The organism is Flavobacterium limicola, from assembly GCF_003634755.1.
Lineage (GTDB): Bacteria > Bacteroidota > Bacteroidia > Flavobacteriales > Flavobacteriaceae > Flavobacterium > Flavobacterium limicola.
The window spans coordinates 222,053-242,767 of sequence record NZ_RBXA01000002.1; the positions used below are offsets into that span (position 1 = coordinate 222,053).

The window sequence follows — 20,715 nt, forward strand, 5'->3', positions numbered from 1 at the left end:
TAGTTTTAACGGAACTAGTTGGAATTAACAAACGGTATTGTGTAAATTTGTGGCACAAAAATAGAAAAATTTTACGCAGGGACAAGTCGTGTCTTCTCCTTATCAAAAATAAAAAAATAATATGGAAATAAATTTAGTTAGCGATACGATTACAAAACCTTCACGCGAAATGTTGGTTCACATGTTGAATGCCGTAGTAGGTGATGATGTTTATAAACAAGATCCTACGGTTATTGAACTTGAAGCAAAGGTTGCAGAAATGTTCGGAATGGAAGCGGGACTTTTTTTTCCTTCCGGAACTATGGCCAATCAAACGGCGATAAAATTACATACACAACCGGGAGAACAATTGATTGCCGACAAATATGCCCATGTTTATCATTACGAAGGTGGTGGAGTTTCCTTTAACAGTGGTGTTTCATGTTGTTTATTAGATGGAAATCGCGGAATGATAACTGCGGAACAAGTGGCCGGGGCGATTAATGATCCGGAATTTTACCACAGTCCGTTAACGAGTTTAGTTTGTGTTGAAAACACTACCAATAAAGGCGGCGGCGCATGCTACGAATTGGAAGATTTGCAAAAAATAAAGATAGTTTGTGATGCCAATAATTTAAAATTTCACATGGATGGTGCCAGAATCTGGAATGCTTTGGTAGCCAAAAATCAAGACCCAAAAGCATTTGGGAAATTATTCGATACCATTTCAGTTTGTTTATCTAAAGGTTTGGGAGCGCCTATTGGTTCAGTATTATTAGGTGATAAAGCTACGATTCACAGAGCATTGCGTGTCAGAAAAATATTTGGAGGCGGAATGCGCCAAGTAGGTTATTTGGCGGCAGCTGGAATTTATGCTTTGGATAATAATATAGAACGCTTAGCGGATGATCACAGAAGAGCTAAAGAAATTGCTGAAGTTTTGAAAAACGTAAGCTGGGTGGCATCAGTAGAACCCGTTGAAACTAATATTTTGATATTCACTTTGGTTCCCAATTGTATCGAGAATAATTTAATTGAATTGTTGAAACAAAAAAATATTTTAATTAGTTCGATGGGCCATGGAAAACTGAGAATAGTCACGCATCTTGATTATAAAGAAGTGATGCACACTTATGTTTTGGAAACTTTACAAAAGTTAGTGTAAATCTACTTAGGGAATTTGTTTAACGTTTAAGGTTTAAAGTTTTTATCGCTATCAAAAAACGTTAAACCTTAAACGTTAAACTTTTTTATTTAAACAAATCTTCCATACCAGGAATCATTGGCATATCCATTTTAGTTACGGCATCCAATTCTCTCTGATTCACATCAGTCGCTTTTTCAATTGCTTTATTCAATACTAAAATTAAATAATCTTCCAATTGATCTTTATCTTCTAATAAAGTGTCGTCAATAGTAATTGATTTTATAGTTCTGTTGGCAGTCAAAGTAACTTTTAATAAAGTATCGGTACTTTGCTCGTCAATTAGAACAGTATCTAAACGTTTTTTTGTGTCTTCTATCTTTTGTTGGGTCTCTTTAAGTTTGCCCATCATTCCCATTAAATCCATGTTTTAATTTTTTAAATTAATTGATTTACAAAATTACTATATTGCATAGTCATAATCAATAAAATATTAATGAAAAATAAACTCGTCTTAAGTTGTCTTTGTATTATTTTTGCAGCATCAATTACTAAAATTAAAGCACAACAAATGTCAAAAAATATCTCGACTCCAATAGCTAAAATAATTCCAAAAACTTTAGAAAAACACAATCAAAAACGTATTGATAATTATTTTTGGTTAAACGACAGAGAGAACCCGGAAGTGATTGATTATTTGAATCAGGAAAATACTTATTATGACGCTATGACTGCGGATACGAAAGGTTTTCAGAAAGAATTATACGAAGAAATGAAAGCCCGCATCAAGGAAGACGACCAATCGGTTCCTTATTTATACAATGGTTATTATTATATTACGCGTTTTGAAACCGGAAAAGATTATCCTATTTATTCTCGAAAAAAAGGAAGTCTTACCGCTAATGAGGAAATTTTATTCAATTGTAATGACTTGGCCAAAGGGCAAAGCTATTTTCAATTGGGAGGTTTGAGCGTAAGTCCGGATAATAAATTTGCAAGTTTTGGTATCGATACCGTAGGAAGACGTATTTATACAATACAAATCAAAAACTTAGAAACAGGAGAAATTCTTTTAGATAAGATTGAAAATGCTACCGGAAGTTCAGTTTGGGCTAATGATAATAAAACGATATTTTACACCAGACAAGACAAAGTTACGTTGCGTTCTGATAAAGTTTTCAAACATAAATTAGCTACAGATGCTGCCGATGATGTGTTGGTTTTCAATGAAAAAGACGATACATTCAACGTTTCTGTAGGTAAAGAAAAGTCCAAAAAATACATTGTAATAGGTTCTGGAAGTACATTAACTACTGAATATAGAATTTTAAATTCAGATAATCCAGACGGAGAATTTGTGGTTTTTCAACCAAGGGTGCGCGGATTAGAATACAGTATTTCTCATTTTGGGGATTCTTTTTACATCATGACCAACAAGGACAAAGCGACTAACTTCAAGTTGATGAAGACGCCTGAAAACGCTACTGCAAAAGAAAATTGGAAAGATGTAATCGCCCATAGAAAAGACGTTCTACTGGAAGATATTGAGATTTTCAGCAATTATTTGGTTGTAGAAGAACGTTCGAATGGTTTGAATCACATTCGCATCATGCCATGGAGTGGAGAAGGAGAGTATTATTTGCCTTTTGGGAGTGAAACATATAGTGCTTACACAACGACAAATGTGGATTTCGATACTGATATTTTGCGTTACAGTTACCAATCTTTGGCAACACCATCTTCGGTTATTGATTTTAATATGAAAACTAAGGAGAAAGAAATCAAGAAAGAGCAACAAGTTCTAGGAGGCAAATTTGATAAAAATAATTATATCGAAGAGCGTGTTTGGGCTACAGCAACTGATGGAACCAAAGTCCCAATCTCAATGGTTTACCACAAAGGATTGAAAAAAGACGGGAATAATCCGGTATTGCTTTATGCTTATGGTTCGTATGGAGTGACAATGGATGCTTATTTTTCATCAACACGTTTGTCAATTTTGGACAGAGGTTTTGTTTTTGCAATAGCGCACATTCGCGGTGGCGAAGATTTAGGAAGACAATGGTATGAGGACGGAAAATTATTGAAAAAGAAAAATACATTCACTGATTTTATTGATTGTTCTAAATTTTTAATCCAGGAGAAATATACTTCACCAAAGCATTTATACGCCGAAGGTGGTTCTGCAGGAGGTTTGTTAATGGGAGCAATAGTCAATATGGCGCCGGAACTATATAATGGAGTAATTGCTCAAGTGCCTTTTGTCGATGTAATTACCACGATGCTTGATGATACGATTCCGCTTACAACTGGAGAATATGATGAATGGGGAAACCCAAATGAGAAAAAATCGTATGATTATATGTTGTCGTATTCGCCTTATGATAATGTAAAGGCTCAAAAATACCCTAATATGTTTGTTTCTACCGGACTTCATGATTCTCAAGTTCAGTATTGGGAGCCTGCTAAGTGGGTTGCAAAGCTACGAACCCTAAAAACAAATGATACTGTTTTATATCTTAATACGAATATGGATGCCGGTCACGGTGGTGCTTCAGGACGATTTGAAGCTCTTAAGGAATTAGCAAAAGAATATAGTTTTTTATTAGATTTAGAAGGAATTAAAAACTAATTAGATTTTTTTTGTTAGATTTGCAACATTCGTGTTTAATGTAAAATTGCCACGACTAACTATTTTTTTATGAAAAAAGAAATAACAGCTTATAATAATGTCTTAGAATTAATAGGTAATACTCCACTTATTAAGCTAAATAAAGTTACTGAAAATTTAGAAGGAAATTTTTACGCTAAAGTAGAAGCTTTTAATCCAGGACATTCCTCAAAAGATAGAATAGCATTATACATAATTGAAGAAGCTGAAAAGAAAGGTATTTTATCTCCGGGTGATACCATAATTGAAACAACTTCCGGTAATACTGGTTTTAGTTTAGCAATGGTAAGTATCATAAAAGGCTACAACTGCATTCTTGCTGTTAGTTCTAAATCATCTAAAGATAAAATAGATATGCTTCGCAGCTTAGGTGCTAAAGTGTATGTTTGTCCGGCGCATGTATCTGCTGATGATGAGCGTTCTTATTATAACGTAGCCAAACGTTTGCACGAAGAAACGAAAGGTTCGGTTTATATCAATCAGTATTTCAATGAGTTGAATATTGATGCGCATTATAAGTCTACCGGTCCGGAAATTTGGAAACAAACTAACGGAGCAATTACACACTTAATTGCTTGTAGTGGTACAGGAGGAACTATTTCAGGTACTGCAAAATACCTAAAAGAACAAAATCCAAATATTAGAATTCTTGGAGTGGATGCTTTTGGTTCTGTATTGAAAAAATATCATGAAACCAGAGAATTCGATAATGATGAAATTTATCCATACAGAATAGAAGGTCTGGGAAAAAATTTGATTCCATCTGCAACGGATTTTGATATTATTGATAAGTTCATGAAAGTGACGGATGAGGAAAGCGCTCATGCTGCCCGAGAAATCACCAGAAAAGAAGGTTTATTTGTTGGATATACTTCAGGAGCAGTAATGCAAGCGATAAGACAATATGCTGAAGAAGGTGAATTTGACGCCAACAGTAATGTAATCGCAATTTTCCCGGATCACGGTTCTCGTTATATGAGTAAAGTATTTAGCGATGATTGGATGAACGAACAGGGTTTCTTTGACAGCATCAACGAAGAAGAAGTTCAAAAAATTGAAATGATAAAATAATTTGAAAATTATAAATTAAAAAGTCCCATCTGCTTTTACGAATGGGACTTTTTTATTGACATTAAGAAGAACAATTTTATTTAATCCAATAATTCAGAATTATTAAGTATCAATTCAATTTTTTTAATAGTGATTGTAATCTGACTCATTTGTAATTCTATGTTTCTAAAAAATAGGCTAATATCTCTGTTGACCCAACTTTCAGAAATAACTCTGGCACCCAAACTAATTCTTAATATTGCACTTTCAATTTCTGTAGTATATTTTACATTAACTGCTTGACCAATATGACATTTTTGGGCAGCAAGTCGAATGATTTCTAAAGAAGAACCTTCAAACTGATCAGATAAATCAGAATTTAATAAAGTGTATAATTTCTTTACTTTATCAACAGTTAAGACTTCATTGTTTTTAAAAATAAAGAAAGGAAAAATGGTGCGGATATTTCTTATTCCAAATTCTTTACTGCTGTAACTCTTGGTTTTTGTTTCGTCCCCGTAAATAGGCTGTAAAAAAGTGGCCTCTTTTATGGAGTCATCTACAAAATTGCAAAACATCTCAATACCCATATTTCGATATAAAATAGGTGTTTTATAATATCTGTCCATTTCAACTACGGCAGCATTCCAGCGCATATAGGAACCATAGTTATAGCCGTCAGATAATTCATTGGAACAAAACCAGGAAGTCGGCCAATCAGAACGATTATAATATTGGTTTAAGCCTTTGGGTAATGTGTTTTTTACAGATTGAATTAATTTATTGACATTTTTAGGTAAAATTAATGCACCGCAATACGGAGGACCAGTGAAGAATTTACTCCCCGTAATGGTCACAATATATCCTTTGTTTAAGTAATTTTGTATGTCTTTTGGATCTAATCTTAGCTGTGATCCATCTACAATTATTTGAATTGATAAATCTTCAAGTGTATTTAGTTTTTTAATAAATTCGTCGCTGGGAGATTGATACCCTAATTTTGACTGGTCCATAGTATGTAATACTATATGCCTACCTTGATTTTTGGTCCTAATAATGGCATCAAATACTTCCTCATCTAATTGATTAGACGATTTTAATGCTCCATTTTGATCTCTAAAAGGGATTTGTATTAAATCAACATCTCTAAAACCTTCTATTTTAGTGTCTTTTTTAATTGGATAATTTAAAGCAGTAGTATTTTCAAAATGATACCCTTTTAAGGCCGCCGCCACACCGCTGCCAGTTTCATCAGAGGCAACCAGAATATGTGTAATTTCTTTATCGGAAATAATTTGCGTTATGGCTGCTATTTGAAGAGAGGAATCAGTACCTGATGGTGAAAAAATTATTTCACATTCCTCATTTAATTTAAATATGTGTCTCAGGTTATTTTTTAGCAATTCAGAAAACTCGATCGTAGTATCTTGAAAACCTTTTTTCAAGCTATTTCTAATTAATATACTTCTCACTTTATCTGTTTTGTCAAAAGCAAAATTAGAAACGCTGGAAGCCGTAGATGAAGCAAAAGTAAATGCATCAGGTCGTGGGAATGGACGACATCCGTATTTGTTTAGTAAATGAATTTCATCGATATTCAATCTAAGATCTCCGCCAGACATCAACATGTATTCTGTGGGTTTTGCAAGATTTTCGATAATTGGTTTCCAAGATTCTTTGATTTCAGTGTTTGAATTTTTTAAACCATGAAAAGATTGGAGTTTTTCATTTATTAAAGAAGATTCAGTATTTAAAGAAATATCATTTTTGATTAAATTAATTAGAATATAATCAAGATTTTCTAATTTTTCTTTATCATCTTTAGGGAGTAAATTATAAAATATCCGAGTTACTTCAAGAGCTGCACTATCACATAAAACTACATCCTGTTTTTCGGTATTTAAAGCTTTGTACCATAGCTGCCATTCGATTCCATATCTTAAATAGACTAATGCTAAAATGGGTTTATTCAAAAAAGAGGAACCAATTATAATTGATTTGTTAGGAACAATTTTGAAAATAGTGGGCGCACTAGTTGACGTGATAATATTGATATTATTTATCTTAGGTACGGTATTAAATCTTTTTAAAATGCGAACTAAATAGTCTACATTTTCTTTTTCAAATAAACTGGTTCTTTTATATTGATTTTCAATTAGAATATTGTTTGTCATATATGTTATAATTTTAAGCGTTCCTTAGAACGATATTCTGTATTGGGAATAATTTGCTTTCTAACTAAACTCATTCAATCAAGAATCATCTTTTGTAGAAAATCTTCACAAAAAATAATTGTGTTTCTAATGGTTTTATATTTCGCTTGTTTTTGAGGCGTTGCATTTCGCAAAAGTTAGCAAATATAAGAAACTTGGTAGCAGTAAAAAAGATATTAAAAAATACTCGTTTGCTAAATCCTCTATTTTTAGTTAAAGGTCGTTATTTAAAAGGTATTTATGCAATAATTTGAAGGCAAAAGCTGATTAAAAATCGTATGGATACACTATTGATTTGTTTCTTAAAAACTTCAGAAAAGTGAAATGAAAGAAATGAAAGAAATGAAAGAATTTATATAGTTAGATCATAAATTGTGAAACAAAAAAAACTCCAGCCAAAGCTAGAGTTTTACGTATAATTGTAACGAAGTTTAAGCTTCTTCCATCGTGTGATACACGTTCATTACGTCATCATCTTCCTCCAGTTTTTCAATTAGCTTTTCGATGTCCGCCATTTCTGCTTCCGATAATTTCTTTGTAATCTGCGGAATTCTTTCAAATCCAGAAGAAAGAATTTCCAGCCCTCTGTTTTCTAATTCTTTTTGAATGGTTCCAAAACTGCCAAAAGGAGCATAAATCAAGATACCGTCTTCATCTTCAAAAACTTCCTCAGCGCCAAAATCGATTAATTCTAACTCTAGTTCTTCAGGATCAATTCCGTTTGCAGGAATTCTAAAGTTGCAGGTGTGATCAAACATGAATTCAACGGAACCTTGTGTTCCCATTGTACCATTACATTTGTTAAAATAACTTCTAACATTAGCAACAGTTCTGTTATTATTATCAGTAGCAGTTTCAACTAGAATTGCGATTCCATGAGGTGCATATCCTTCAAATAAAACTTCTTTATAATTGGCCGTATCTTTATCGGTTGCTTTTTTAATTGCACGTTCTACATTTTCTTTTGGCATATTTACTGCCTTAGAGTTCTGGATGACGGCTCTTAATCTGGAGTTGGCATCAGGATTTGGTCCACCTTCTTTAACAGCCATTACAATATCTTTACCAATTCTGGTAAATGCTTTGGCCATTGCTGACCAACGTTTCATTTTTCTGCCTTTTCTAAACTCAAATGCTCTTCCCATTTCTATTTATTATTTTGAACTGCAAAAATACAGTTATTAGTTATTTTACCAAAATCAAATTAAACTCTTTTATCTGATTAAAAATAAATTGATACTATTATTTATTTTAAAGAGCTAAAATCTTTAATTATTGTAATTGCCTCATTCAAATAATGATTTGTTTTTAATGCATTCAATTGAAATTGATTTTTGAGATTCTCTGATGGATGGATAGAGAGATGAAATGCATTTAGATTAGAATTGTATACATTCAAATCAATCCTTTCGGAATCAAAAGAATTAATTTCTTCCCACAAAGCACTGATCTTATTTTGTTCTTCAAAAATCATATCGATTGTCATTGGTAATTCTTTCTTTTGTTCGTTGACTAAATCATCAATTTTTTTATTGAGAGTTCGAATAGTATTAAAGTATGAGTTTTTAGTTATTCGTAGTCTGCTTTTTTCTGATATTTTTTGGATCAAATTATTTCTCGCATGAGGTTTAAATTTAATAAAAGTTTCGATGCTATCATTTTTAAAAGCCGTTGAAAAGTTACTTTCTTTTTGGAAGATTGTCTCGTATATTTCGGGTAATAATACATTTGGAATAACTCCCAAACTTTGATGGCTTTTCCCTGTCACTCTGTAAAATTTATTAATCGTTATTTTCAGAAAATTTTCAGTATCATTTTCTTCTAATGGAACAATGGTTTGCATCGTAGCTTTACCTAAAGTAGTACTGCCAATCAGTAATGCACGATGGTAATCTTGAAGAATCGATGCGAAAAACTCACTTGCTGATGCGGAATTTCCGTTTATAAGAATTACAATTGGGTCTTTATAAATCATTCCTTTATAAGGATAGTCAATTACAAGAGGTGATTTTTTATTATCAATTACTAAAGAAATTGGACCATAGTCAATAAACATTCCAGCTAATTTTATAGCTTCTTCCATGGATCCACCACCATTGTCCACTAAATCAATTACTAATCCTTTGATATTGTCTTTTTGCAATTTAATCACTTCCTTGACAACATCCTGAGCACAGCCTTTGCCACTATTACCTTCAAAATCGGAATAAAAACTTGGAATTTTTATGTATCCTATTTTGATTTCTTTTTCTATAATAAAACTGTAAACAGTATTTTCTTCGTCTTTTATGATTTGTTTTTCAATAAGTACTTCGAAGTTTTTCCCTGAACTGTGTCTTAGCGTTAGTACAATTTTTTTATTTACTTCTGAAAGAATCATGTTGGATATAGATTTTAGTGTTGTGCAGGAAACTACTAGCGTTTCTTTTAGGTTTGAAATCGAAATGATTTGATCTCCTTTTTTTATTTTTCCACTATGAAATGCAGGTCCATTTGGATTTAATTCATCTACAATAATTTCACTTTTTTCATTTATGCTAATATTTAGTCCTATTGATAAATATTCTTTTGATAATGAAGCTACAAAATTTGATTTTGAATCGTCACTAAAATAGGAAGTGTGTGGATCAAAATAGTTGCAAAAATGATTATAAAGACTTTCTTGTAAACCAGATTCATTTTGTAAAAGGCTATTTATTCTACAAAGTTCATTTTGGATTATTGTATTTTTAGAAAGTGTTGCCAAACTATTGAAATTAGCTCTAATAGAATCTAGATTTTTGCTTTTTTGGGCGATATCATCTAAAACCTCATATTTTATTTTTTTTCTCCAAACTTTCTCCACTTGGGGATCTAACATGTAGATTGGAAAAGCTTTTTTATAAAACCGAATCGTATCTTTTAGTTCATAATTAAATATTTCTCTGTCAATCTTTTCTAAAATGGCTTTGTTTCTTAAAAGGTCATTTTTATAAATTTTCGAAATATCAGATAGGAAAGTACAATTTTTATCTTGTATCAAATTATCAATATTCAAACGGTATTTTTGGGAAAGAATATCATATTCTGATTTCAGAAAAATATTTCTTGAAGGATCGAGTTCGTCAATAAAACGATCAAAAACGAAAACCGATAAACTGTCGTCTATCGGCTTTGGTTGATAATGTTCACTTTGGATAAGATTATTTATTTTAGAAAGTATTTCACAAGTCTTTGTATCATTTTGACCTAAAAGTGAAAATGTAGTCAACAAAAAGACAAGTAATAGTTTCTTCATCTGTTTTATTTCTTGTAAAAAGGTGGTTTTACTACTTTTGCAGGAACATCATTTTTACGAATTCGGATGTAAATTTCACGGTCTAAAGCGCTGTGCTCTGTAGTTACATAACCCATACCAATTCCTTTATTCATCGATGGTGACATTGTTCCCGAAGTTACAATTCCGATTACATTTCCTGAAGCATCTATGATTTCATAATCATGTCTTGGTACTGCACGTTCCTGCATTTCAAAAGCGACTAATTTTTTAGTGACTCCAGCTTCTTTTTGTTTTTTCAGGTTTTCAGAATTCGTAAATTCTTTAGTGAACTTCGTAATCCATCCTAAACCAGCTTCAAGTGGAGAAGTGGTGTCATTGATATCATTTCCGTACAAACAAAAACCCATTTCCAATCGCAACGTATCACGAGCCGCAAGACCAATTGGTTTGATTCCGAAAGCTGCACCTGCTTCAAAAACTTTATTCCAAATTTGTTCAACTTCGGAGTTTTTACAATAAATCTCAAAACCTCCAGAACCTGTATATCCTGTAGCCGAAATAATTACGTTTTCGATACCAGCAAAATCACCCACTTCAAAATGGTAATATGGAATCATTGATAAATCTTTTGAGGTTAAGGACTGCATGGCTTCAACCGCTTTCGGTCCTTGAATAGCTAGTAATGAGTAATCATCTGAAAGGTTTTTCATCTCCACACCCAAATCATTATGAGCCGAAATCCAATCCCAATCCTTGTCAATATTTGAAGCATTTACCACTAATAAATACTGCTCATCTTTCATTTTATAAACGATCAAATCATCTACAATTCCACCCTCATTGTTTGGCAAACAAGAATATTGTGCCCTTCCAATGGTTAAAGTTGAAGCATCATTCGAAGTTACTTTTTGTATCAAAGCCAATGCCTTTGGCCCGGTAATCAAGAATTCACCCATGTGAGAAACGTCAAAAACACCCACGGCATTGCGCACCGTTTCATGTTCCGCATTCACTCCTTCATATAAAATAGGCATATTGTATCCGGCAAACGGAAGCATTTTTGCTCCCAAACTCTCGTGTATATGCGTAAGCGCAGTATTTTTCATTGTGTTTTTTTATATAAAATTTGACTGGGCTAATTTATCAATTTTATTTCGGGTGGCAAAGGTGATAGGGGCAAAGTTTGAAGTTTCAAACGTTTTCGGAATAACGGATAATATAACGTTTCAATTTGTACGTGATGAATTAAACTAATTTTGGTTATGGAATTGATATTTGGCTTTACACTGGAGGTTATTTGATGAAAATAAAGTTTTTCCTGCAGTAATGACTACGAAGTTTTGCTAAAGTTTTAATTCTCAATTTTGCTAATTTTATAGAGCTAGTATAAATATAAGCTTACGAAAAAACCTCTAAAGTTTTGGCTTTAGAGGTTTTTTATTTATAAAAATCGGTATAATATATTCAGCCACTTTTTTTAGAATTTGTCTAAAGTTAGGCATTATGAGTGTAATAGATCTGAGATTTATATTTCAGAATTTTAAGCAAAAGACAACGCTTTTACTAAATCTTCTTTTTTATTCCTGCTTAAAGGAATTTTAGTAATCCCAATTTCAGCAAATTTGCTATTGAAGCGTTCTACTTTGTCTATATTTATAATGTACGATTTGTGTACTCTAATAAATTTTTCTTTAGACAGATCATTTTCAAAGGATTTCATGGTTGAAAGAACTAGGTTGCTGTCATCTTCAGTAACTACTTTAACATAGTCGCCAAAAGCTTCGATCCATTTTATTTTTGAGGTGAAAATTTTTAATTTTTTTAGATTACTCTTTATAAAGATGTGTTCGCCTTCTTCTTCTTTATTTTCTTTCCTTAAAGAAAATAAATCTATAGCTCTTTTTACTGATGCGTTGAATCGATCAACAGCTATAGGTTTTTGAAGATAATCAGTAGCATCATAATCAAAAGCTTTCATTGCATACTCTGCTTTTGATGTAATAAATATAATTTGTGGTTTTATTTTTAAACCATCTAAGAAATCAAAACCACTTATTACAGGCATTTCTATATCTAGAAAAATTAGATCCACATTATTTATTGACATGCAATTTTTAGCTTCTATTGCATTGGAAAAATCACCTATTAGGTGTAAATTGGTATGATTATTCACTAATTTTGCTATGATCATCCTTTGGATTGAGCTATCATCGACAACGACACAATTTAGTTTCATAACATTGATATTTTAAATTCGGGTAAGTAAATATAATTTTATTTTTTTTACGGAACAAATTTATTGAGTTTTTTTACTCAAAAATAATTTTTATACAATTGGTGCTTGGAATTTGAAAATAATTAACTACTTTTGCACCCAAATTAACATATAAATATACATTTATGAATCATTATGAAACTGTTTTCATTTTAAATCCCGTTTTATCTGAAGTTCAGGTAAAGGAAACAGTAAGCAAATTTGAAGATTTTCTTACTAGTAGAGGAGCAGAAATGGTGTCGAAAGAAGACTGGGGCCTTAAAAAAATGGCTTACGAAATTCAAAACAAAAAAAGTGGTTTTTACCACCTTTTCGAATTCAAAGTAGCTGGAGAAGTTCTTATTGCTTTTGAAACTGAATTTAGACGTGACGAAAGAGTTATGCGTTTCTTGACTGTAAGTCTTGACAAACACGCTATTTCTTGGGCTGAAAGAAGAAGAACTAAATTAAAATCTACAAAAGCTTAATTATCATGGCAACATTACAACAATCGGCTTCAGGAAAAAAAGACGGGGATATCAGATATCTTACGCCTTTGAACATAGAAACAAACAAAACTAAAAAGTATTGTCGTTTCAAAAAATCAGGTATCAAATATATTGATTATAAAGATGCTGATTTCTTATTGAAATTCGTAAATGAGCAAGGAAAAATTCTTCCTCGTCGTTTAACAGGAACTTCATTAAAATACCAAAGAAAAGTTTCAGTTGCTGTGAAAAGAGCACGTCACTTAGCTTTAATGCCATATGTGGCGGATTTACTAAAATAATAATTAAACTCAGTTGTTGGTTTTCTGAAACATGAAACCTAACTTCTATAACAAAGGACAACAACATGGAACTTATATTAAGACAAGACGTTCAAAATTTAGGCTTTAAAGATGATATTGTAACGGTAAAAAACGGTTACGGTCGTAACTTTTTGATCCCACAAGGTCATGCACATTTAGCTACTTCTTCTGCAAAGAAAGTATTAGCTGAAAACCTAAAACAAAGAGCGCACAAAGAAGCTAAAGTGGTGGCAGATGCAAAAGCATTAGCTGAAGCTTTGAAAGCTATCGAAATTAAAATCTTTGCAAAAGCAGGTGGTGAAAAATTATTCGGTTCAATCACGAATATTGATATCGCTGAAGCTTTAGCTAAAGGTGGACAACAAATCGAAAGAAAATTCATCACAAGCGGAATCGTTAAACGTACTGGTAAATATAATGCTAGTGTTCGTTTACACAGAGATGTTATCGTTGAATTAGATTACGAAATTGTTGCTGAAAAAGCATAAATTTTTTAAATTTATATAATTAAATCCCGATGGAAGTCGGGATTTTTTTTTGTTTAAACTGAACCTGTTTCAGATTCGTTAATTCATAAATTAAAGAGCATTTTAAATAATAAGATGCTGAAATAAATTCATCACAAATGAAATACTCAAGATTAACAAAAGAGCAATTTGAGGAATTGAACCAAGAATTCAGTACTTTTTTAGCTACTCAAGCAATTGATAAAGCCGAGTGGGATAAAATAAAAGCTGAGAAACCAGAAGTTGCGGAACAAGAACTAGACGTGTTTTCAGACTTGATTTGGGAAGGTGTTCTTTCTAAAGCAACGTATTTAGAACATTTTTCTAAAAACCATATTTTTCTCTTTCATTGTTTTGACACGTATGTTCAATCGATAATTTTAAAATCGTTAGTTCCTGAGGTTGATTTTTTAACAAAGGATGGATTACAATGGCTTAGCGATAATATGTTTACGGATACTATTGAAATGAAAGTGGGGAAAAAAGAGTTTACCGAAGAGCGTAATATTTCAATTTTCGAATTGATACAACAAGGTTCGTTTTTAAGTGACGGCCTTTTGTACCAGCAAATAAATACTATTATAGCGTCATAATTGTATTGCTATTTATTTTTAATTGGTTATTTTAGTACACTTTTTCAAAACTAAAATAGCCAATTTTTATTTTCTATGGATATTCAAAATACGATTCAAAAATTAAGGGAAGAATTAAATCAGCACAATTATAATTACTATGTGTTAGATAAACCTATAATTTCTGATTATGAATTTGATTTGAAATTAAAACAGCTTCAAGAGCTTGAAAGTCAATATCCAGAATACTTTGACGAAAATTCACCTACGCAGCGTGTAGGAGGAACGATAACGAAAAACTTCCAAACTGTACCGCATGAACACCGAATGTATTCTCTTGATAATTCCTATTCCAAAGAAGAATTAATCGATTGGGAAAAACGCATTCACAAAGTTCTTGGCGATGTTCCATTAGAATATACTTGTGAATTAAAATATGATGGAGCTTCTATCAGTATTACCTATGAAAACGGAAAATTAAAGCGTGCAGTTACGCGAGGTGATGGTTTTCAAGGCGATGATGTGACGAATAATATCAAAACTATAAAGTCTATTCCATTAAAATTAAAAGGGAATTTCCCTGATAAATTTGATGTTCGGGGTGAGATTATTTTGCCTTTTGCAGGTTTTGAAAAAATGAATCAGGAATTAATTGAAATTGGCGAAACGCCTTATTCGAATCCGAGAAATACAGCTTCAGGAAGTTTGAAATTACAAGATAGCGCTGAAGTTGCAAAAAGGCCTTTGGATTGTCTGTTGTATTTTTTAATTGGAAATAATCTTCCTTTCAAATCGCAATTTGAGGGATTAGAAACTGCTAGACAATGGGGATTTAAAGCACCTAAAGAAGCAAAACTGGCTCATAACTTAGATGAAGTTTTTCAATACATTGATTATTGGGACACGCACAGGCATAATCTTCCTTATGAAACCGATGGAGTTGTAGTAAAAGTTAATTCTTTTCATTATCAGGAAGAGTTGGGCTTTACTGCGAAATCACCTCGTTGGGCAATTGCTTATAAATTCAAATCAGAGCAGGTTTCTACAAAATTAAATTCTATTTCATACCAAGTTGGACGAACGGGTTCTATAACTCCAGTAGCTAATTTAGAGCCTGTACAATTAGCCGGAACTATTGTAAAACGCGCTTCTTTGCACAATGCAGATCAAATTGAGAAACTCGATATTCGGGTTGGAGATACTGTTTTTGTAGAAAAAGGAGGAGAGATAATCCCTAAGATTATTGCTGTTGATTTAAGCAAACGTCCAGAAAATACAGAGCCAACAAAATACATTACAAATTGCCCAGAATGTAATACGGCTTTGGTTAGAACCGAAGGCGAAGCAAACCATTATTGTCCTAATTTTTATGGTTGTCCACCTCAGATCATCGGGAGAATCCAGCATTTTATTTCCAGAAAAGCAATGGATATTGAAGGTCTTGGAGGCGAAACAGTAGCTTTGCTTTTCAATAACGGATTGGTTCATAACTATGCTGATTTATATGAATTAAAAGTAGAGCAAATTCTTCCTTTGGAACGAATGGCTCAAAAATCTGCTGAAAATTTAGTAAACGGTGTCGCTAACTCAAAACATATTCCTTTTGAACGCGTTCTGTTTGCACTTGGAATCCGCTTTGTTGGAGAAACAGTAGCTAAAAAATTGGCAAAACATTATAAAAGTATTGATGCATTGAGTCAGGCTACATTGATGGATTTAATTTTAGTGGACGAAATTGGAGAAAGAATTGCGCAAAGTGTGCTTGATTTTTTTGATAATCAGGAAAATCGGAATATCATTGAAAGACTTAAACAACATGGAATACAATTTGAAATTATTGAAAAAATAAATCCAAATGCAACCAATAAACTTTCCGGTAAAACCTTTGTAGTTTCAGGTGTTTTTGAGAAATTTTCTAGAGATGATTTGAAAAAAGCAATTGAAGATAATGGAGGAAAAGTGGGGAGTTCCATTTCGGTAAAAACGGATTATCTTATAGCGGGCGATAATATGGGGCCTGCTAAATTAGATAAAGCCAATAAACTAAATATTTCCATAATCTCTGAAGATGATTTTATGAATTTAATAAATGAAACGGATGAGGCTATTGACTAAAAAGTATAATCTTATACAGGAAAACACATTAGTATGTTTTTTGTTTTCTTTTGCAATAGTGGAAGTTCTAGCAGAATTGTTTTCATTCAAAATAATCTTGTTTGCATTTAGACCAATAGTTGCCGCAATCCTAATCTATCTTTATTGGATTACCTCCAAGGAAAGAAATGAGTATTTTTTTATAACTATCTTTTTTTTATTGCTTACCAGTATATTTATTATTTCAGAATCACAACTTTTTTTGGTGTTGGGGTTAGCCGGAATTATAGTTCATAGAACATTACTGATTGTTTATATTGTTAAGCTAAATAAGGTCAAAGATTTTATACCAATACTTATAGCAGTAATTCCTTTTATATTTATTTTTTCTTATTTGCTTTCTATTTCGGATGGAATTCCAGAGGGAAGTTATTACGCTTTGTTAGTCCAAAATATATTAGTATCCATTCTTGGAGGAGTTATTTTATCAAATTATTTTATGAATGAAACTACAAATACACCTTGGCTGTCAATCTTTGGAGTACTATCGGTAGGATTATATTTTACCGTTTTTATCGAGAAACTTTTTTTAAATAACCTGCCCCCAACTTATTTTAGACCATTGGGAATGATTTTGTATGTAACAAGTTATTTCGCTTTTTACAAATTTGTCATTGATGCCGAAAAATTGAATGCCAATGAAAAAGAAAGTATCGAACAAATTAGCTGATTTTTTTCAACATAAAAAAATCGATTATAGCTACACTATAATCGATTTTCCTTCAAAAGCTTTAGCTTTATTATTGTCTACATAAAAATCTATTCTACCTAAGTTAATACCGTAGCAACCTACTTGATTTACTAAAACTTCTTTGCCCACAAGGTTCTTAGCAACTGTAGGTTTATCCAGAAAAGTATGAGTGTGACCACCAATAATTAAGTCAATATCCTGAGTCAGTTCGGCTAATTTTAAATCACAAATTTTAGTAGGCTCGTCTCTATATTTGTATCCTAAATGCGACAAACAAATTACGATATCACATTGCTGTTCTTTCTTTAAAATCCGAACCATATCTTGAGACGTTTCAACAGGATTATTGTAGACGGTTTCCTTGTACATTGCTTTGTCAACTAATCCTGCAAGCTCTATTCCAAGTCCAAAAACACCAACTTTTATTCCGTTTTTATGAAATATTTTATACGGTTTTACAAAACCATCCATTACGGTGTTTTTAAAATCGTAATTGGCGGAAATGAACTCAAATTTGGCGTGCGGCATCTGCGCATGCAAACCTTCCACACCATTATCAAAATCGTGATTTCCTATTGTAGACGCATCATACTGCATCATACTCATCAATTTGAACTCCAATTCTCCCCCGTAATAATTAAAATAAGGCGTTCCTTGGAAAATATCGCCTGCATCGAGCAATAATACATTTGGATTTTCTTTCCTGATCGTTTCAATCAAGGCTGCTCTTCGCGCCACGCCACCCATATTTGCATTTCTGGGATGATCCGCTGGAAAAGGATCAATATAACTGTGTACATCATTCGTGTGTAAAACCGTCAATTGTCTGGTTTTTGATGACTCAAAACTGCTCAATGACACACCTAAACCTATTAATGCTGAACCAGCAGCTGTTTTCTCTATAAATTCTCTTCTTTTCATTTTATATTTTTTTGGAGCTATTTCCCGCTTTACGCTGTATCCACGCAAAAAAAAGCGTGGGATGCCGCTTCAATCAGGGCTAGGGCTTTCCGTTTTCTAAAACTATTTTGTTAACTAAATTCTAATTACTTATTCAACCGTGATTCTAACATCTTTTATCACAGGAATGGTATCCACTTCTTTAAAATAATCAATAAGGATATTTCGTAGTTTGTATTCTAAATCAAATTTCTGAACTCCTTTTTTGAAGAAATTCATATTATCTCCACCATTAGACAAATAATCATTAGTTCCCACATAATAAATGGTCTCTTTTTGAACAGGTTTCCCTTGAACTAAAATATTTTTGGCAACATTATTTTTATCAATAGTAAAGGTTACACCTGATAATGGATGTGGTTTCTTTTCAGCAATAAAAAAGTCGACCATTTCAAAAATTTGTTCACCTTTTAATGCAATAACCACTAAACTATTTTCAAAAGGCATGATTTCAAAAGCAGTTCTGGCTGTTACATTTCCTTTTGGAAGTATAGAACGAATTCCGCCGCTGTTAAGTAAACAAATATCGATTTTCTTTTTTTCTCTAGCTTGAAATACAAGATTCCCTCTCATTAAGGTAACATCAGCCATCAAATTACCAATTGTTGTTTGCCATTTACCCGTGCTTTTATCCAATGTTTCAGGACAATACGCCAGAACGCTATCTAAATCTTTGTTGATATGTTCACGATACGGTTTTATAAAATTTTCAATTGCAGGAACTTGATTTTCCTTTTCAGTAATAGGGATTCGTTTTCCTTCTATTTTAGTGACGTAATTTTGTTTGCTGCAAGAGGCAACAAATAAAAATGTTAAGAATATAACAAAAAGTTTAGAAACGTCGTTATACTTTTTTAAATTTACCATTTTAAATGCGACTTAATTAATTAATTTTGTAATCAAGTAAAAGTAATATGTTTTTAAATTATATAAAGAATTTTTTTGTAAAAAAAACATTAAAAAATAGCTTGCAAAATTTAAAAACTAATGTTTCTGCTGATACTATACAAACAGTTGGTTTGCTTGTTGATGCCAGTGATTTTACAGCAACGGAACTATTGATTGCAGCGTTAATAGCACACGGAATTTTACCGGAAAATATAAAAACAATGGTTTATTGTGATGTAGTAAAGAAAAATCAAGTAATAAAATATACTACATTTAGTGCAGGAGAACTTAAATGGAGTGGACAAATTGCATCGGTTGAGATAAATGATTTTATCAATGAAAAATTTGATTTATTAATCAGTTATTACAACTTAGAGAAAGCAATTCTATTGCAAATTACGAATAATTCAAAAGCAAAATTTAAAGTTGGCTTTTCCTCAATAGACAAAAGATTAAATCATTTTATAATTAAAACGGAAATCAATAATTACAGCGTTTTCATAAGTGAATTATTTAAATATTTAAAATTATTAAACAAAATATAAATCTAATATGCAATCATTAATAGGAACTGGTGTTGCTCTAGTAACTCCATTTAAAGAAGATTTTTCAATTGATACCGAAGCATTAAAAAGAATAGTAAATTTTTCTATCGATGGAGGAATTGAATATCTTGTCGTACTGGGAACAACTGCAGAAAATGCAACTTTGTCTCTAGACGAAAAAGAATTAGTTATTAGTACTGTAATCGAAGCTAATAATGGTGCTTTACCACTAGTTTTGGGAGTAGGAGGTAACAATACATCAAAAGTTGTTGAAGAGTTAAAAACAAGAGATTTATCTGCATTTACAGCCATACTTTCTGTTTCTCCATATTATAGCAAACCAACTCAGGAAGGGATTTACCAACATTTCAAAGCAGTTGCTGAAGCCTCCCCAATTCCGGTAATTTTATATAATGTTCCGGGAAGAACTGCAAGTAATATGCTGCCTACAACTGTTTTGCGTTTGGCAAATGATTTTGAAAATGTTGTAGCTATTAAGGAAGCTGCAGGAGATCTTGTTCAGGCGATGCAATTATTGAAAGACAAACCAAAAGATTTTCTTGTGATTTCCGGCGATGATATGATTGCTTTACCAATGGTTTTAGCAGGTGGATCAGGTGTAATATCTGTAATCGGTCAAGGTTTTCCTAAAGAATTTTCTGAAATGATTCGATTAGGTTTGAATCGCAAAGTGGATGAAGCTTTCAAATCTCAATATCTTTTAGCGGATTGTATCGATATGATTTTTGAGCAAGGAAATCCAGCTGGAATCAAACAAGTGTTTCTATCACTGGGAATTTCAGAAAACACAGTGCGTTTACCATTAGTAAAAGTGGATGATTCGCTAGCAAGCAGGATTGATCAGTTTGTTAAAAAAGTCAATAAACAAGGGTAAAAAAACAGTCTTTTTTTAAACAAAAATATATTTTGAAGTCGCTAAATTAATAACTAAATTTGCCACCGAAACTTCGGTATGATTTCGTAGGTTGTTTCAATCAAGAAATCATAAAAAAAGTAA

General features: G+C 32.1%; 19 protein-coding genes. 11 read left to right on the forward strand and 8 right to left on the reverse strand.

The window, feature by feature from the left end:
• Positions 1-121: 121 nt before the first annotated feature.
• Positions 122-1,144, forward strand: a complete 1,023-nt coding sequence (locus BC952_RS08315; protein WP_121365157.1) for a threonine aldolase family protein — start codon at positions 122-124, stop codon at positions 1,142-1,144.
• Positions 1,145-1,229: 85 nt separating this feature from the next.
• Here the strand turns inward: BC952_RS08315 and BC952_RS08320 are convergent, their stop codons facing one another.
• Positions 1,230-1,550: a YbaB/EbfC family nucleoid-associated protein gene (locus BC952_RS08320; RefSeq protein ID WP_091170546.1), complete on the reverse strand. Its 321-nt coding sequence runs from the start codon at positions 1,548-1,550 to the stop codon at positions 1,230-1,232.
• A gap of 69 nt (positions 1,551-1,619) precedes the next feature.
• On the opposite strand from BC952_RS08320, the gene BC952_RS08325 reads away from it, so the two are divergent.
• Complete coding sequence (locus BC952_RS08325; protein WP_208639979.1) at positions 1,620-3,755, forward strand: S9 family peptidase; 2,136 nt, start codon at positions 1,620-1,622, stop codon at positions 3,753-3,755.
• 69 nt (positions 3,756-3,824) lie between these two features.
• The gene (gene capA / locus BC952_RS08330; protein WP_121365159.1) at positions 3,825-4,865 is read left to right on the forward strand and encodes a cysteate synthase; all 1,041 of its coding nucleotides are present in this window, start codon (positions 3,825-3,827) and stop codon (positions 4,863-4,865) included.
• 80 nt (positions 4,866-4,945) lie between these two features.
• Here capA and BC952_RS08335 read toward each other — a convergent pair whose 3' ends face one another.
• The 5 genes from BC952_RS08335 to BC952_RS08355 form a co-directional block, all read right to left on the reverse strand.
• Entirely contained in the window at positions 4,946-7,018 is a 2,073-nt protein-coding gene (locus BC952_RS08335; protein WP_121365160.1) for a hypothetical protein, read from the reverse strand.
• A 470-nt stretch (positions 7,019-7,488) separates the two neighbouring features.
• Entirely contained in the window at positions 7,489-8,202 is a 714-nt protein-coding gene (locus tag BC952_RS08340) for a YebC/PmpR family DNA-binding transcriptional regulator (RefSeq protein ID WP_113635578.1), read from the reverse strand.
• A 101-nt stretch (positions 8,203-8,303) separates the two neighbouring features.
• The gene (locus tag BC952_RS08345) at positions 8,304-10,334 is read right to left on the reverse strand and encodes a S41 family peptidase (protein ID WP_121365161.1); all 2,031 of its coding nucleotides are present in this window, start codon (positions 10,332-10,334) and stop codon (positions 8,304-8,306) included.
• A gap of 5 nt (positions 10,335-10,339) precedes the next feature.
• Positions 10,340-11,422, reverse strand: a complete 1,083-nt coding sequence (gene gcvT / locus BC952_RS08350; protein WP_121365162.1) for a glycine cleavage system aminomethyltransferase GcvT — start codon at positions 11,420-11,422, stop codon at positions 10,340-10,342.
• A 434-nt stretch (positions 11,423-11,856) separates the two neighbouring features.
• Complete coding sequence (locus BC952_RS08355) at positions 11,857-12,552, reverse strand: LytR/AlgR family response regulator transcription factor (RefSeq protein WP_121365163.1); 696 nt, start codon at positions 12,550-12,552, stop codon at positions 11,857-11,859.
• A gap of 164 nt (positions 12,553-12,716) precedes the next feature.
• On the opposite strand from BC952_RS08355, the gene rpsF reads away from it, so the two are divergent.
• The 6 genes from rpsF to BC952_RS08385 all read left to right on the forward strand — a co-directional run bounded on the left by rpsF (position 12,717) and on the right by BC952_RS08385 (position 17,283).
• Positions 12,717-13,058 carry a 30S ribosomal protein S6 gene (rpsF, locus tag BC952_RS08360; RefSeq protein ID WP_035671622.1) on the forward strand — a complete coding sequence of 114 codons (342 nt, stop codon included), beginning with the start codon at positions 12,717-12,719 and terminating at the stop codon, positions 13,056-13,058.
• A gap of 5 nt (positions 13,059-13,063) precedes the next feature.
• Positions 13,064-13,360 carry a 30S ribosomal protein S18 gene (gene rpsR / locus BC952_RS08365; protein WP_007138295.1) on the forward strand — a complete coding sequence of 99 codons (297 nt, stop codon included), beginning with the start codon at positions 13,064-13,066 and terminating at the stop codon, positions 13,358-13,360.
• A 65-nt stretch (positions 13,361-13,425) separates the two neighbouring features.
• Positions 13,426-13,869, forward strand: coding sequence for a 50S ribosomal protein L9 (gene rplI / locus BC952_RS08370; protein WP_113634537.1), 444 nt, complete (start codon positions 13,426-13,428; stop codon positions 13,867-13,869).
• Positions 13,870-14,006: 137 nt separating this feature from the next.
• Complete coding sequence (locus BC952_RS08375; RefSeq protein WP_121365164.1) at positions 14,007-14,480, forward strand: DUF6495 family protein; 474 nt, start codon at positions 14,007-14,009, stop codon at positions 14,478-14,480.
• A 75-nt stretch (positions 14,481-14,555) separates the two neighbouring features.
• Entirely contained in the window at positions 14,556-16,574 is a 2,019-nt protein-coding gene (gene ligA / locus BC952_RS08380; RefSeq protein ID WP_121365165.1) for an NAD-dependent DNA ligase LigA, read from the forward strand.
• Positions 16,575-16,632: 58 nt separating this feature from the next.
• Entirely contained in the window at positions 16,633-17,283 is a 651-nt protein-coding gene (locus BC952_RS08385; RefSeq protein ID WP_167445734.1) for a hypothetical protein, read from the forward strand.
• A 30-nt stretch (positions 17,284-17,313) separates the two neighbouring features.
• On the opposite strand, the gene BC952_RS08390 is transcribed toward BC952_RS08385, so the two are convergent.
• Both BC952_RS08390 and BC952_RS08395 read right to left on the reverse strand, forming a co-directional pair.
• Positions 17,314-18,225, reverse strand: a complete 912-nt coding sequence (locus tag BC952_RS08390) for a bifunctional metallophosphatase/5'-nucleotidase (RefSeq protein WP_121365534.1) — start codon at positions 18,223-18,225, stop codon at positions 17,314-17,316.
• Positions 18,226-18,354: 129 nt separating this feature from the next.
• Positions 18,355-19,131: a 5'-nucleotidase C-terminal domain-containing protein gene (locus BC952_RS08395; protein ID WP_121365167.1), complete on the reverse strand. Its 777-nt coding sequence runs from the start codon at positions 19,129-19,131 to the stop codon at positions 18,355-18,357.
• 47 nt (positions 19,132-19,178) lie between these two features.
• Between BC952_RS08395 and BC952_RS08400 the strand changes: the two genes are divergently transcribed.
• Both BC952_RS08400 and dapA read left to right on the forward strand, forming a co-directional pair.
• Positions 19,179-19,697 (forward strand): DUF6913 domain-containing protein, encoded by a 519-nt coding sequence (locus BC952_RS08400; RefSeq protein WP_121365168.1) that lies wholly within the window; start codon positions 19,179-19,181, stop codon positions 19,695-19,697.
• Positions 19,698-19,704: 7 nt separating this feature from the next.
• Positions 19,705-20,592 (forward strand): 4-hydroxy-tetrahydrodipicolinate synthase, encoded by an 888-nt coding sequence (gene dapA, locus BC952_RS08405; RefSeq protein ID WP_121365169.1) that lies wholly within the window; start codon positions 19,705-19,707, stop codon positions 20,590-20,592.
• The last annotated feature ends 123 nt before the right edge of the window (positions 20,593-20,715 follow it).

Bases quoted from the DNA above. Each gene is read 5' to 3' on its own strand.
- rpsR (WP_007138295.1), top strand. From the start codon at position 13,064: ATGGCAACATTACAACAATCGGCTTCAGGAAAAAAAGACGGGGATATC.
- BC952_RS08400 (WP_121365168.1), top strand. From the start codon at position 19,179: ATGTTTTTAAATTATATAAAGAATTTTTTTGTAAAAAAAACATTAAAA.
- capA (WP_121365159.1), top strand. From the start codon at position 3,825: ATGAAAAAAGAAATAACAGCTTATAATAATGTCTTAGAATTAATAGGT.
- BC952_RS08335 (WP_121365160.1), bottom strand. From the start codon at position 7,018: ATGACAAACAATATTCTAATTGAAAATCAATATAAAAGAACCAGTTTA.
- BC952_RS08355 (WP_121365163.1), bottom strand. From the start codon at position 12,552: ATGAAACTAAATTGTGTCGTTGTCGATGATAGCTCAATCCAAAGGATG.
- BC952_RS08390 (WP_121365534.1), bottom strand. From the start codon at position 18,225: ATGAAAAGAAGAGAATTTATAGAGAAAACAGCTGCTGGTTCAGCATTA.
- BC952_RS08315 (WP_121365157.1), top strand. From the start codon at position 122: ATGGAAATAAATTTAGTTAGCGATACGATTACAAAACCTTCACGCGAA.
- gcvT (WP_121365162.1), bottom strand. From the start codon at position 11,422: ATGAAAAATACTGCGCTTACGCATATACACGAGAGTTTGGGAGCAAAA.
- ligA (WP_121365165.1), top strand. From the start codon at position 14,556: ATGGATATTCAAAATACGATTCAAAAATTAAGGGAAGAATTAAATCAG.
- BC952_RS08325 (WP_208639979.1), top strand. From the start codon at position 1,620: ATGAAAAATAAACTCGTCTTAAGTTGTCTTTGTATTATTTTTGCAGCA.
- dapA (WP_121365169.1), top strand. From the start codon at position 19,705: ATGCAATCATTAATAGGAACTGGTGTTGCTCTAGTAACTCCATTTAAA.
- BC952_RS08345 (WP_121365161.1), bottom strand. From the start codon at position 10,334: ATGAAGAAACTATTACTTGTCTTTTTGTTGACTACATTTTCACTTTTA.
- BC952_RS08395 (WP_121365167.1), bottom strand. From the start codon at position 19,131: ATGGTAAATTTAAAAAAGTATAACGACGTTTCTAAACTTTTTGTTATA.
- BC952_RS08375 (WP_121365164.1), top strand. From the start codon at position 14,007: ATGAAATACTCAAGATTAACAAAAGAGCAATTTGAGGAATTGAACCAA.
- rplI (WP_113634537.1), top strand. From the start codon at position 13,426: ATGGAACTTATATTAAGACAAGACGTTCAAAATTTAGGCTTTAAAGAT.
- rpsF (WP_035671622.1), top strand. From the start codon at position 12,717: ATGAATCATTATGAAACTGTTTTCATTTTAAATCCCGTTTTATCTGAA.
- BC952_RS08340 (WP_113635578.1), bottom strand. From the start codon at position 8,202: ATGGGAAGAGCATTTGAGTTTAGAAAAGGCAGAAAAATGAAACGTTGG.
- BC952_RS08320 (WP_091170546.1), bottom strand. From the start codon at position 1,550: ATGGATTTAATGGGAATGATGGGCAAACTTAAAGAGACCCAACAAAAG.